This window comes from Myxococcales bacterium (assembly GCA_012513515.1).
GTDB lineage: Bacteria > UBA10199 > UBA10199 > 2-02-FULL-44-16 > JAAZCA01 > JAAZCA01.
This window is the reverse complement of sequence record JAAZCA010000019.1, coordinates 101,704-114,376: the sequence shown is the minus strand read 5'-3', so window position 1 is coordinate 114,376 and position 12,673 is coordinate 101,704. Positions and strand designations below refer to the sequence as shown.

Here is a 12,673-nt window from a genome sequence, read left to right as displayed (position 1 = left end):
GATGAAAGAAAATCTGCAAAAGCTCGCGGACGAACACGGAACGCCGCTCTTCATCATCGATCACGAAAAGATCCGCCAGAGCTACAGGAACTTCAAGAAGCACCTCCCCAGGGTGCAGGCCTACTACGCGGTAAAGGCAAATTCCAATCAGGAGATAATCAAGACGCTCTTTCATGAAGGAGCCAGCTTTGACGTGGCATCGTACAACGAGTTCATGCAGGTTTACGAGTACATCAATTCTTTAGATGAAAAGGATAAAGATTTCTATGTCTGGGACAAGATCATCTTCTCGAACACTATAAAGGACATCCCGACGCTGAAGAAGATCAAACACTACAAGCCGCTGATGACCTACGACAATCGCGACGAGCTTATGAAGATCCGCGAATACTGCAACACAGCCGGCGTAGTGCTGAGGTTAAGAGTTCCGGATATCGGTTCTCAGGTCGAGATGGGCTCCAAGTTCGGCGCCGATCCATCGGAGTCGGCATCGCTCATCAAAGAGGCATTCGATCTGGGGCTCGTTGTAGAGGGGCTTAGTTTTCACGTGGGCAGCCAGTGTCTGAACTTCGACAACTACATCGCCGCACTTGAGATTTCCGCTAAGCTGATGAACGATTCCAGAAACAAGGGCTACCATTTGAAAATCCTGGATCTCGGCGGCGGTTTTCCTGCGGCATACGACGCACAGGTCCCGCACTTCGAAAAACTAGCCGAGATAATCAACTCGGAGTGCGACAGGCTCTTTCCAAAGGATGTCGAAATCATAGCAGAACCGGGGCGATTCATGGTCGGCACCGCTGCGACTCTCGTTTCGGAAATCATCGGCAAGGCCAGGCGCGACGGCAAGGTCTTCTACCATATAAACGATGGCGTCTATCATACCTTTTCCGGAGTGGTGTTCGACCACTGGGTTCCGAATTTCAAAGCCTTCCGCGAAGGACCGGAAGAACTCTGCGCGGTGGTAGGACCCACCTGCGACAGCTTCGACAAGGTCTCGCTGGCAGAGCAGCTTCCATCCGATCTGAAGATCGGAGAACGCCTCTATACCGAGAACATCGGTGCCTACAGCATCGCCTCTTCAACCCGTTTCAACGGCATGGACGGAGCGAAGATAGTGCACATAAACAGACTCTAACACTTTGTGAAAGACCATGAAAAAACATCCTAAAATATTGGATTAGGTTTTATCCTTACCAACACCGCGTGATCCCGCAACAACCGTGACTGGGAAAAAACAAAAGTCCCCCTCTTCGCAAGGGGGACTTTTCATTGAGTCATAGTTCAAATGAAATCATTTCTTCGAGGCTACTTCCGCGCCATAGCGCCCGGCTGATCCCAGCACGTTGCGGTTTTTCTCCTTATACATCTCGATCAGCGCTGCGCGGGCGGGGCCCAAATACTTGCGCGGATCGAATTCCGCAGGGTTTTCAACAAAACATTTGCGGATAGCAGCGGTCATCACGAGCCTGCCGTCGGAATCGATGTTGATCTTGCAAACTGCAGATTTCGCCGCCTGTCGAAGCTGTTCCTCCGGAATTCCAATAGAATCCTTGAGAGCTCCACCAAACTTGTTGATAGTTTCCACGGCTTCCTTCGGAACGCTGGAAGAGCCGTGAAGCACGATGGAAAAACCGGGAATCTGTTTTTCTATCGCAGACAGTATATCGAAGCGAAGGGGCGGCGGAATCAAGGTGCCATCGGCAGCTCGAGTACACTGAGCCGGCTTGAATTTGTTCGCGCCATGAGAAGTACCGATGGAAATAGCGAGCGAATCGACGCCGGTCTTGCTGACAAAATCGACGACCTCTTCCGGCTGCGTATAGGTAGAATGCTCTGCAACGACATCATCCTCGATGCCGGCAAGCACGCCAAGCTCACCTTCGACCGTCACATCGTGCTTATGAGCATACTCGACAACCTGCCTGGTCAGCTCCACATTCTTGTCGTAGGGATGATGCGATCCGTCTATCATAACGGATGAGAAACCGGTATCGATGCAGGATTTGCAAAGTTCGAAGGTATCGCCATGGTCGAGGTGGAGCACGATCGGAATCTGTTTGTCGCAGCCGAAAGACTTTTCCATCTCGCGCGCCATCTGAACCGCACCCTGCGCCATATAGCGAAGCAGCGTCTGATTGGCGTATTTACGGGCACCGCTGGAGACCTGAAGGATCACCGGCGAACGCGTCTCTACGCAGGCGGTGATTATAGCCTGCAGCTGTTCCATATTGTTGAAATTGTAGGCAGGGACCGCGAAGCCCTCTTTGAGCGCCCTTTCAAAGATTTCGCGAGAATTCACCAGGCCGAGCTCCTTGTAAGAAACCATAAACGATCCTCCCTTTCGCAAAAGTTGTCAGGGCCGATAACGCCCGAATAATGAGCCGTCTCGATATTAGGAAGAGATCGTTTTAACAAGCCAAAAATATTCCTCGGCTCAAAATATTAAAATTATTGGTATTATTGACCGCTTGAATTATTCAAAGTGACGACAGAGGCTCTTCCAGAACCTCGTCATTAGATTTGTATTCTGATCTGGCCTATGTTTCTCATGCCCGCGTCGGGTTGAAATTTAAAATTCGATATAATTACAATCGGAAAAGGAGAGCAAAAATGTCCGAATTCATTCAAAACGCAAGGATTCATGAACGAGCTCCAGTTTGCATTCTAAATTTTCACTTCGAATCATCAACGTTTAGTTTCGCGCAAAAAGAAAACCCCCGATTCTTTCGAACCGGGGATTTCAGATTTTGAGATATCAGCCAGCGTTAAGCGGTACGGACGTTTGAAGCCTGCAACCCCTTCGGACCTTTTGTAACTTCAAACTCGACTGCCTGCCCCTCTTTCAGGGATTTGAAGCCTTCGCCCTGAATAGCGGAGAAGTGCACGAAGAGATCTTCGCCACCATCCTCGGGAGTGATAAAACCGAAACCCTTCTCGTCCCTGAACCACTTCACTGTTCCTCTTGCCATACAATACCATTCCTTTCTGTTGCCGTCGCCGGAAGCCGGAAGCGCAAAACCGAATATCGATCTCTCACGGTATGCGGCAAACCGTAATATTACGGTGTTCCCTGCGCTTCAAACGATCGATCATTGTAGCGCGAGCTTGTATATGAATTGAGAGAAGGATGGAAGCAAAATTTTCCGTCAGGAGCATGGAGTCCACATCCCGAGCCAAGGACGGACTGGGGATCTTCATATAAAATATTTATATAACAACTACTTACAATCCTGCGCCGAAACTTACACCTCACACCTTTCCCCTTGTCTCATTTCCCTTCTGGATGTAATTAGTGACGCATGAACTTCACAAAATTCCTGAGGGAAGAATGGGTGCAGGCGCTAGGCTGCACCGAACCGGCATCGATCGCCTTCGCGGGGATGACCGCGGCAAAACACCTGCAGGGCGAGCCATCATCCATCAAACTCATCGTCGATCCGAAGATGTACAAAAACTGCTATGCCGCAGGAATACCTCACAGCGGCCATAAAACCGGCATCACATGGGCGGCCGCCATAGGTGCTTTTCTAAAGAATTACGAAGACGGCCTCATCTGCTTCAGGGGAATCGACGACAAAGTTCTGAAGAAGGCGGCATCGCTTGTAAAATCGAACTCCGTAAAAATACAAATAGACCGGAAGAAAAAAGACCTTCATATCGACTTCACAGTATTTTCTGAAAATGGAAAAAACGCGCGGGCCGTTATAGAAAAAACACACACAAATCTGAGATCGATCCACTCGTCCGGCAAAAAGGTATTTTCCGGAAAACCCGTCAAATGCAAAACTTCCAATGCTGGCGCCAGAAAGTGGGCTGAAACGCTTTCGCCTAAAAAGATAATCCGGCTGGCAAAGGGGATCTCTCAAAGCGACCGAGCCATCCTTCGCAATGGCGCGGAGATGAATCTCAGGATCGCAAAACACGGCCTCTCTCTATTTCCAAAATCTTTTTTTGAACTATTCAGAGGAGAGGCCCTAACTGGAATATCGAGCATCGTCTGCGCAGGAGTCTATGCGAGGATGTGGGGTGAGGATTATCCCGTCATGTCGATATCGGGATCAGGCAACAAAGGGATCGTATCCACGGTACCGATCCTGCTTCTGGAAGAGAAATGGAAGGTCCCCCCGCGCGTGATAGAAGAGGGGCTGGCCATATCGCTTCTGTTCACATCCAAAACCACCTCTAGCCTGGGAACCCTGTCGGCCGTCTGCGGCTGTTCAAACGCAGCCGGAATAGGGCTGGCATGCGCCATGGTCTATATAAAAGGCGGCTCTGAAAAGGAGATCTCATTCGCCATCAACAACATGGTCGGCAACATAACCGGAATGATCTGCGACGGCGCAAAGATAGGTTGCGCGCTAAAAACCATGACCAGCGTCGACGCTGCATTCAGAGCGGCAACCCTCGCCTTGAGCGGAATAGGAATTCCTGAAGAGGACGGAATAGTCGGAGGTGATGGAACTGCATCTCTGGTCAACATGGGGCGCATCGCTATCAATGGGATGATCAGCGCCGACAAAGAGATCCTGAAAATCATGGAGTCGAAAAGAGAAAGAAGAAAGAAAAAATAAAAACGGCATAGAGCATCAACAGCACCGGAAGATTTGACAATATCAGCCAGAGACGTATAGATACCTGCTCTAAACAACGGAGCCTAAAAATGAACATCCAAAACGCACTTCTCGGTTCAACAAGCATTCGCAGGACGCTCGTCATGTCGGCAGCAAGCCTCGCATTTGCCGTGCTGCTGGGTTTTTCCGCCCTAGTCAGAATCCCGCTCCCGGGGACCCCTGTTCCATTCACGCTTCAGACATTCGTTCTGCTCGCAGGGGCTGGAATCCTCGGACGTTTCTACGCGCTCGAGATGGTGGGGTGGTATCTGGTCCTGGGAATCGCTGGCGCACCGTTCTTTGCCGGAGAAAGCGGCCTGGCCCATCTCATGGGGCCCTCTGGAGGATATCTTCTGGGGTTTGCCATCGCCGCTGGAATAGTCGGTTTCGCTCCGGCAAAAAAGGCTACTCCGGTCGTCAGGGCCGCCATCTATATCGCAGCGACTCTGTCCATATACATAGCAGGAGTGACCCATCTAAAACTCGCATCAGGATCCGGCTGGCAGATGGCGATCGCAATGGGCGCATATCCATTCATGGCCGGGGACATAATCAAGGCTATCGCAGCTTCGATCGGGGCTTCCAAGGTCAGCAGGTTATTGCAGTAGAAGCATCGCCCTAAATTTCAGATTTTATTTAAAAACAGCCAAGAGAACGCCTGCGGCGATCGCCGTGCCTATAACTCCGGCGACGTTGGGCCCCATCGCGTGCATGAGGAGATAATTGGTCGGGTTGGCGCGCTGTCCCTCGACAGCCGCGACACGCGCGGCCATGGGAACAGCGGAGACTCCCGCAGCGCCTATCAACGGATTGACTTTCCCCCCTGTGAACTTGCACATTATTTTCCCGAATATAACTCCTCCGGCCGTTGAAAGTGCGAAAGCAACAAGCCCAAGCACTATAATGCCGAGGGTCTCAACTCTTAGAAATCTCTCTGCAGAAAGCTTGGTGGAGACGCCGAGCCCCAGTACGATGGTTACCAGGTTTATCATCTCATTCTGAGCCGTCTTGGAGAGCCTCTCCACGACGCCCGACTCGCGCAGCAGATTTCCAAACGCGAGCAACCCCATAAGGGGAGCCGCCGTAGGAAGCAGGAGTATACATGAGAACAATATGATGAGAGGGAAAATTATCTTTTCGGCACGCGAAACCGGGCGAAGCTGCTCCATCACGACCATGCGCTCCTTCTCGTTCGTCAGCAGTCGCATTATCGGCGGCTGAATCAGCGGAACGAGCGCCATATATGAATACGCCGCCACCGCTATCGCTCCCATCAAATTCGGCGAAAGTTGGCTGGATAGAAATATCGAGGTCGGCCCGTCCGCCCCGCCGATAATACCTATGGAACACGCATCCTGTAATGAAAAATTAAATCCTGCGTATTTGGTCAGAAGAAGCGCCCCGATAAGCGCCCCGAAGACTCCTATCTGGGCGGCTGCCCCCAAAAGAGCGGTCTTGGGATTCGCGATAAGGGGGCCGAAATCCGTCAGCGCGCCGATACCAAGAAAAATCAGCAAAGGACAGACCTCGGTGGCAATACCGATATCGAAGAAATATTTGAGCAACCCGCCTTCCTGTGCGATTCCCCCCATGGGTATGTTGGTAAGTATCGTCCCAAACCCTATCGGCAAAAGAAGCAGGGGCTCGAATTTTTTTACTATCGCAAGATACAGGAGGAGGCATCCCACCGCTATCATTACGAGCTTCATCCAGCCGGATGCAGTTGGATAATCTTCTACGACCTGTGGGATGAGCATGCTCGCCGGCTCCGGATCGCCGACCTTTCTGTATATGAACTGATATATTCCGGTGCTCTTGTAGAGCCTCTCGATCACCGTCCATGTGTCGAATGAGCTTTTCGATGACGCCTCTTGCGCCGTAGATGCAACGGTTTCGGAATTTCCGAAATCCTCGGCCCACGAAAAACTCGGAACAGCCAAAAGAATGGAGAGAAACAGAAAGAAAACGACGGTTATCCTGGTATTCATATTTTTATCTCCGTATCGACTACGCGCAATTTATTTCCTGATCGAATAAAGCGGCTGACCTTGAGCAAAGTCCGCCCCTTCGGAAACAAAATATCTTTCGAAAACACCGGCCTCAGCAGCCTTTATTTCAGTCTCCATCTTCATCGCCTCGATCACCAGCACGGTTTCCGCTACGGCGACTTTATCCCCCGCCCCCTTCAGAAAACGAAGGACTCGCCCGGCCAGCGGAGCATCGACAACCGTGACGCTGTCCTGTTCAACCACCCCTTCCGTGACGGCATGAGTATGGGTGGTAGGGGCAATTTCAATCACGCTCCCCTCCCCCTCCTCTACGACGACGCGATACGCAACACCATCCACCTTGACCTTGTAGATACCGGATCTCCCCTTCGGCTCTTGAGATAGAGCCGCCTTCTCGGTCGAGGGTCCTGAAGGCGCTTCACTTGAAGCAGGCTTGGCAGGTCCATTTTTACGAGCGTCAAAAAAATCGAGCGCTACCTTGGGAAAAAGCGCGTACGTAAGCACATCCTCTATGTTCTGCGCCTTTCCCTCTGTCTCCTTTGAAAGTTTTTCCATCTCGGGAGGAATCAAGTCGGCGGGTCGGCACACGATCGGCTCTTCATCCCCTATCGCCTTTTTTTGAATTTCAGGATCCACCGGAGCCGGCGTCCTTCCATAATAACCGCCGAGTATGGCTTTCGTCTCGGCCGTTATCGTCTTATAGCGCTCCCCCTGAAGCACGTTTAGCACGGCCTGCGTGCCGACTATCTGGGAAGTCGGCGTAACCAGAGGCGGATAACCGAGCTCCTTCCTGACGCGCGGGATTTCATTCATCACGTCGTTCATCCTGTCTATGGCGTTTTGCTGTTTGAGCTGGTTCTCGAGGTTGGAAAGCATGCCCCCAGGTATCTGACTGATCAGTATGCGCGTATCGGCCCCTGAAAAAGAACTTTCGAACGCGGAATAGCTCTTGCGCGTCTTTCGAAAATGGTCGGCAATTTCATTGAGCAAATCAAGGCCAAGCCCGACGTCGTATCGGCTGCCTGAAAGCATCGCGACGAGCGTTTCAGTCGGAGGATGTGATGTGCCGAGGCTCAGCGAAGATATCGCCGTATCTATCATGTCGCACCCAGCAAGTATTGCCTCGTAAAGCGCTGTTGTAGCCATTCCCGTCGTGGCGTGGCTGTGAAGCGACACTGGAATTCTCACTCTCTTCTTGAGAGCGGTAATCAGATCGCGCGCTGCAGCAGGGGTGATCAGCCCAGCCATATCCTTGATGCAAATCGAATCACATCCCATCGACTCCAGCTCGACGCCGAGCTCAACAAAGATCTCGTTAGTATGAACAGGGCTGGTGGTGTAGGAAATCGCCCCCTGCGCGTGCTTCCCTGCGGCTTTCACTGCGGTTATCGATCTGGAAAGGTTCCTGGTATCGTTTAGGGCGTCAAAGACACGGAAAACATCGACCCCGTTGGCTGCGGCCCGCTCGACAAATTTATCGACAACATCATCGGCGTAGTGGCGGTAGCCAAGCAGATTCTGTCCTCGCAACAGCATCTGCAAGCGCGTATTGGGCATCGCATCCTTGAGCTTTCTGATTCTCTCCCACGGGTCCTCACACAAAAATCTCACGCATGAATCGAAGGTCGCGCCACCCCAGCATTCGACCGACCAATATCCGACGCGATCCATCATCGACGCGATTGAAATCATGTCGTCTGTGCGCATTCGCGTGGCCAGAAGCGACTGGTGCGCATCCCTGAGCGCCACTTCCGTTATCCCAATTTTCTTTTTCGAAGACTCCATCTGCCACCTCTCTAGTGAAGCATGACTGTCATGAGCTATTTCCCTTTTCGAAATCTCGCAACCGCCGCGGATATCGCAGCAACAACGCCTGAGTTGTTTCTAGCCCCGCCAACGCCAGAGGGCGGGAGAGATGCTGCAGGAGCCGGTCCCTCGATCCGCCTGATGATCCAGGAGGATAGGTTGACCGCGCCAATTATAAATATCAAAATTACGAAAACTATAAGCATCCCGATTAACGTGATCGTAACGCCATCCATGATCATATAATCCTCCGACCCAATTAAACTCGGCCGCGCGGGCCTACCCTTAAAATCTCGCCAGCATGAAAACGATGAGAAACCCCTCCCAAGTCGCGAACCTCGATAGAACCATTTTTATAAAATTTCAACACCTTTCCATCTATCCTCTCCTTGCCCGTATCAATCGACACTTCCCGCCCGATCATAGACATCCTCTTCTCCCATCGGTTGAAAAATGAGTCTGCGCCGGATTTTAAAAAGTCGAAGTACAGCGATGCAAAATGCGATATCATCGGACTACATAGGGATTTAGGATCGAGCAGCCTTCCTTTCTCCGAATATATCGATGTCGCAGGGCGGTCTATCAAAGCAAGAGCCCCCTCTTTCTGCCTGACGTTCAACCCAAAGCTGGCGACTACGAATTCCAGTTTGTCGCTGTAAGAGGCCTCGGATAAAATGCCCGCGATCTTTCGCTCACCGACCATGACATCGTTGGGCCAGCGTATCGAACAGGCCAAATCAAATTCATCCAGATACTCGCAAATCGCAACCGATAAAACAGGAGTGAGAAGCGAGGCCTCTTGCAACGTTATAGACGGCTTGAGCAGAACAGATGCGAGAAGTGAGTCGCCAGCGGAAGATATCCACTTTCTCCCCAAGCGCCCGCGTCCATCGCTTTGGTGGTCTGCCGTTATAACTGTAAAATCCGACAGGAAAGCGCCATTTGCCATCGCGTAGATGTGGGTGGATGAAATTTCTTCGAAATGGATATATTTAACTGGCCTCGTACACAAACCCATTCAAATCTCCATCTGCTCGTGGAAATAATCCGACGGCTGAAGCACGGCCTTCTGAGCGACAAGCTTGATATCCCTCCACTTGCCACCTCTATATCGAGCGTAAACTACGAACGAAAATACTATGAATACGCACGTAAAAACTACCCATGCTGACTTGGGAGAGGCCCCGGAGAGATTGAGCATCAGGAACAACGATGCAACTATCACCCAGTGAACACCGACCGTAAGGCACATCGCCCAGAATGTGTCTCCCGCGCCTCTGAGCGCACTTATAAAAACTATTATGACTGCATTTACCATGACATAAAGCGAAGCGACCCTTATCATGAAGATGGCGAGCGGCGCAGCTTCGACAAATGTTCCGATATCACCAGCGGAGGGCCTGAAGACACCAACCAAGATATCAGGCAGCCCTACGAACAGAAGCAGTATTATAGCCGAATAGATCGATCCGAGCTTGAGCCCAGAAATAACCGAGGCGGCGGCAAGCTCAGGCCTGCCGGATCCCATCGCCCTGCCCACCAGACTCGTAACCCCAATACCTATTCCGATCAGCGGAATAAATGAAACCATGTCCCAGTTGAACATTATACTCACTGCCGTTGCTGTCATGGCGCTATGCGACTGAAACAACATCACGATGGCATTGAAGGCAAAAATCTTGAGAAACATCTCAAGTCCCGCGGGGTATCCGTAGCGCAAAAGTTTATACATGACCTCCCGATCGAACCTCGCCGATCCTGCTACCGAAAATTCCTCTCTATTATTTTTTCTGAAATACGCAGCTGCCAGAACGATCAAACCTAGGCAGCCGCCCAGAATTGTTCCGTATGCGGCCCCTGCGATCCCCATCGCAGGCAGACCCAGCTTCCCATAGATCAGAACGTAGTTAAAAAATATGTTGGCTACCATCGAAGCAAATGCAGCTATCATGACCACGCGCGTACGACCTATTCCGGAAAAAAATGAGGAGAGGCTCATGCGCAAAAGCCCGATGACAGATCCAAAGATTAGTATATTGAAGTAGAGTTTCTGAGGAATGAGCTGCTCAAACGATATTCCGGATCGTTCGAAAAGAAAATGCGCAAATGGTCTGCAGAGAATTATCAGAGGATATCCAACTGCAATGATAAAAAGCGCTTGGGCGACAACTCTGGCACAAAAATTCTTTCGTCCGGCGCCCAGGTACTGCGCCACCAGAGCTGTGGAGTACCCTACGAGCCCTGTAAAGAAGGTGGATATCATGAAGGAGGCAATACCTCCTCCAAGCGCTGCGTTCATAATCTCGGGGCCAAGGCGCGACAGAAAAACCCTGTCGGTGAATGTCATGACTGTATCGCAGGCCATGGCGACGACCATCGGAATTGCGATGGCTATCATCTCTCTCATTCCGCCCGGTTTGTGTATTGTTCTAATCACGAGTCATCTTCTTGTATTTGATTCGATGGACGCTCTTGGCGGCATCACCGAGGCGACTAAGCCGGTCGGCCTCGTATTCTGCAAAATTTCCCTCGAACCATGTAACTTTGGAATCCCCTTCGAAAGCCAGTATATGGGTAGCGATACGATCCAAAAACCAGCGGTCGTGGCTTATCACGACTGCGCAACCGGCGTAATTCTCGAGAGCTACTTCCAATGCGCGCAGAGTGTGCACATCGAGGTCGTTTGTGGGCTCATCAAGAAGTAGAACGTTGCCTGCATCCTTGAGCGTCATCGCCAGATGCACGCGGTTTCTCTCGCCGCCGGAGAGGAGCGATATCTGTTTCTGTTGATCGGATCCGGAAAAGTTGAATCTCGCCACGTAGGCGCGCGACGGAACCTCCCTCTGGCCCAGCGTGATGACCTCCGAACCTCCGGAGATGCATTCCCACACGCTTCTGCTGTCGTCCGGTGAAAAACGGTCCTGATTCACGTACCCGAGCTTTACCGTATCACCGATCTTGAATGTCCCGGAGTCCGGTTTTTCCAAACCCATTATCATCCTGAACAGCGTTGTCTTTCCAGCCCCGTTCGGGCCGATGACACCTACGATTCCGCCCTGTGGAAGTAAGAAGTTCATATTCTCAAAAAGAAGGCGGTCGCCGTATGACTTCGACACTCCTCGCGCTTCTATCACCACTTCGCCAAGGCGAGGCCCGGGAGGAATGTAGATCTCGATTTCATCGTCAAGCCTGTTTCGATCCTGCTGGAGGAGATTTTCGTAATTTGTAATGCGGGCCTTTGATTTCGCGCGGCGCGCCGACGGAGACTGGCGTATCCATTCCAGCTCGCGCTCCAGCGTTTTAATGCGCTTCCTGTCCGCCTTCTCCTCGTTCGCCAGGCGATTTTCCTTCTGCTCCAACCATGAGGAATAATTCCCCTTCCAAGGTATTCCGTATCCGCGGTCGAGCTCCAGAATCCACCCCGCGACATTATCCAGAAAATATCTGTCATGCGTCACCGCGATCACGGTCCCCTTGTACTGCTGTAGATGGCGCTCGAGCCACCAGACCGATTCGGCATCGAGGTGGTTTGTCGGTTCGTCGAGGAGCAAGATATCAGGTTCCTGCAAAAGAAGGCGGCAAAGCGCTACACGTCGCTTTTCACCTCCCGATAGAGTCTCGATGAGCGCATCGTCCGGCGGACAGCGCAGTGAATCCATCGCCAGGGCGAGCCTGCTGTCAAGCTCCCACGCACCGGAGTTATCCAGCTTTTCCTGAACACGGGCCTGCCTGGCGAGAAGCTTTTCCATCTCCTCATCCGACATCGGATTGGCGAAGGAATTATTTATCTCTTCGAACTCCTTGAGCGCATCGACGATATCCTGAACCCCCTCCGAAACGATCTCCTTTACGGTCTTTTTCGGATCGAGATTGGGTTCCTGCTCGAGGAAGCCCACGCTGTAGTCGCTGGCGAAATAGATGTCGCCGCTGTAATCGCTGTCCAGACCGGCGATGATCCTGAGTAGCGAGCTCTTCCCAGACCCGTTCAATCCGAGGACCCCTATCTTGGCGCCATAATAAAAACCAAGCGAGATATCCCTCAAAACCTGTTTTTTCGGTGGATGCACCCTGCTCACCTTGTGCATGGAAAAAATTATCTTATGCTGTTCGTTTTCCTGGTTTGCCATAGGGCGGCACCATTAGTTAAGTCAGGCGATAAAAGCAACTCCCTTCTCGATTCTTTCCAATCTGAAATGGACCCCCGCAACAACCGTGACTGGCGACTCGTGACTGGTGAACGGCTGA

The 12,673-nt window shown here is 51.6% G+C and carries 11 protein-coding genes; 3 read left to right on the top strand and 8 right to left on the bottom strand.

Features of this window, described 5'->3' with window-relative positions; translation table 11 throughout:
• The first annotated feature begins 1 nt into the window (after window position 1).
• Window positions 2-1,138, top strand: coding sequence for a type III PLP-dependent enzyme (locus tag GX659_04270; GenBank protein NLD28004.1), 1,137 nt, complete (start codon window positions 2-4; stop codon window positions 1,136-1,138).
• A 156-nt stretch (window positions 1,139-1,294) separates the two neighbouring features.
• On the opposite strand, the gene GX659_04265 is transcribed toward GX659_04270, so the two are convergent.
• Together GX659_04265 and GX659_04260 are read right to left on the bottom strand one after the other, a co-directional pair.
• On the bottom strand, window positions 1,295-2,329 hold the full coding sequence (locus GX659_04265) for a class II fructose-1,6-bisphosphate aldolase (GenBank protein ID NLD28003.1): 1,035 nt from the start codon (window positions 2,327-2,329) through the stop codon (window positions 1,295-1,297).
• 439 nt (window positions 2,330-2,768) lie between these two features.
• Window positions 2,769-2,972 carry a cold-shock protein gene (locus tag GX659_04260; protein NLD28002.1) on the bottom strand — a complete coding sequence of 68 codons (204 nt, stop codon included), beginning with the start codon at window positions 2,970-2,972 and terminating at the stop codon, window positions 2,769-2,771.
• A gap of 330 nt (window positions 2,973-3,302) precedes the next feature.
• Between GX659_04260 and GX659_04255 the strand changes: the two genes are divergently transcribed.
• Both GX659_04255 and GX659_04250 read left to right on the top strand, forming a co-directional pair.
• Window positions 3,303-4,574 carry a serine dehydratase subunit alpha family protein gene (locus GX659_04255; GenBank protein NLD28001.1) on the top strand — a complete coding sequence of 424 codons (1,272 nt, stop codon included), beginning with the start codon at window positions 3,303-3,305 and terminating at the stop codon, window positions 4,572-4,574.
• Between the two features lie 89 nt (window positions 4,575-4,663).
• On the top strand, window positions 4,664-5,221 hold the full coding sequence (locus GX659_04250; protein NLD28000.1) for a biotin transporter BioY: 558 nt from the start codon (window positions 4,664-4,666) through the stop codon (window positions 5,219-5,221).
• A gap of 24 nt (window positions 5,222-5,245) precedes the next feature.
• Here the strand turns inward: GX659_04250 and GX659_04245 are convergent, their stop codons facing one another.
• Genes GX659_04245 through ettA form a run of 6 tightly spaced genes read right to left on the bottom strand, consistent with a single transcriptional unit; the run spans window position 5,246 to window position 12,555 of the window.
• A complete protein-coding gene (locus GX659_04245) occupies window positions 5,246-6,601 on the bottom strand; it encodes a sodium ion-translocating decarboxylase subunit beta (protein NLD27999.1) in 1,356 nt (451 codons plus the stop codon).
• A gap of 30 nt (window positions 6,602-6,631) precedes the next feature.
• Window positions 6,632-8,407: a sodium-extruding oxaloacetate decarboxylase subunit alpha gene (gene oadA / locus GX659_04240; protein ID NLD27998.1), complete on the bottom strand. Its 1,776-nt coding sequence runs from the start codon at window positions 8,405-8,407 to the stop codon at window positions 6,632-6,634.
• Between the two features lie 35 nt (window positions 8,408-8,442).
• A complete protein-coding gene (locus tag GX659_04235; GenBank protein ID NLD27997.1) occupies window positions 8,443-8,670 on the bottom strand; it encodes a hypothetical protein in 228 nt (75 codons plus the stop codon).
• A gap of 17 nt (window positions 8,671-8,687) precedes the next feature.
• The gene (locus GX659_04230) at window positions 8,688-9,446 is read right to left on the bottom strand and encodes a biotin--[acetyl-CoA-carboxylase] ligase (GenBank protein NLD27996.1); all 759 of its coding nucleotides are present in this window, start codon (window positions 9,444-9,446) and stop codon (window positions 8,688-8,690) included.
• A complete protein-coding gene (locus GX659_04225) occupies window positions 9,447-10,865 on the bottom strand; it encodes an MATE family efflux transporter (GenBank protein ID NLD27995.1) in 1,419 nt (472 codons plus the stop codon).
• Window positions 10,858-12,555: an energy-dependent translational throttle protein EttA gene (ettA, locus tag GX659_04220; GenBank protein NLD27994.1), complete on the bottom strand. Its 1,698-nt coding sequence runs from the start codon at window positions 12,553-12,555 to the stop codon at window positions 10,858-10,860. Before ettA ends, GX659_04225 begins: the two co-directional genes overlap by 8 nt.
• Between the last annotated feature and the right edge of the window lie 118 nt (window positions 12,556-12,673).

Bases quoted from the DNA above. Each gene is read 5' to 3' on its own strand.
- GX659_04250 (NLD28000.1), top strand. From the start codon at position 4,664: ATGAACATCCAAAACGCACTTCTCGGTTCAACAAGCATTCGCAGGACG.
- GX659_04265 (NLD28003.1), bottom strand. From the start codon at position 2,329: ATGGTTTCTTACAAGGAGCTCGGCCTGGTGAATTCTCGCGAAATCTTT.
- ettA (NLD27994.1), bottom strand. From the start codon at position 12,555: ATGGCAAACCAGGAAAACGAACAGCATAAGATAATTTTTTCCATGCAC.
- GX659_04260 (NLD28002.1), bottom strand. From the start codon at position 2,972: ATGGCAAGAGGAACAGTGAAGTGGTTCAGGGACGAGAAGGGTTTCGGT.
- GX659_04230 (NLD27996.1), bottom strand. From the start codon at position 9,446: ATGGGTTTGTGTACGAGGCCAGTTAAATATATCCATTTCGAAGAAATT.
- GX659_04270 (NLD28004.1), top strand. From the start codon at position 2: ATGAAAGAAAATCTGCAAAAGCTCGCGGACGAACACGGAACGCCGCTC.
- GX659_04235 (NLD27997.1), bottom strand. From the start codon at position 8,670: ATGATCATGGATGGCGTTACGATCACGTTAATCGGGATGCTTATAGTT.
- oadA (NLD27998.1), bottom strand. From the start codon at position 8,407: ATGGAGTCTTCGAAAAAGAAAATTGGGATAACGGAAGTGGCGCTCAGG.
- GX659_04255 (NLD28001.1), top strand. From the start codon at position 3,303: ATGAACTTCACAAAATTCCTGAGGGAAGAATGGGTGCAGGCGCTAGGC.
- GX659_04245 (NLD27999.1), bottom strand. From the start codon at position 6,601: ATGAATACCAGGATAACCGTCGTTTTCTTTCTGTTTCTCTCCATTCTT.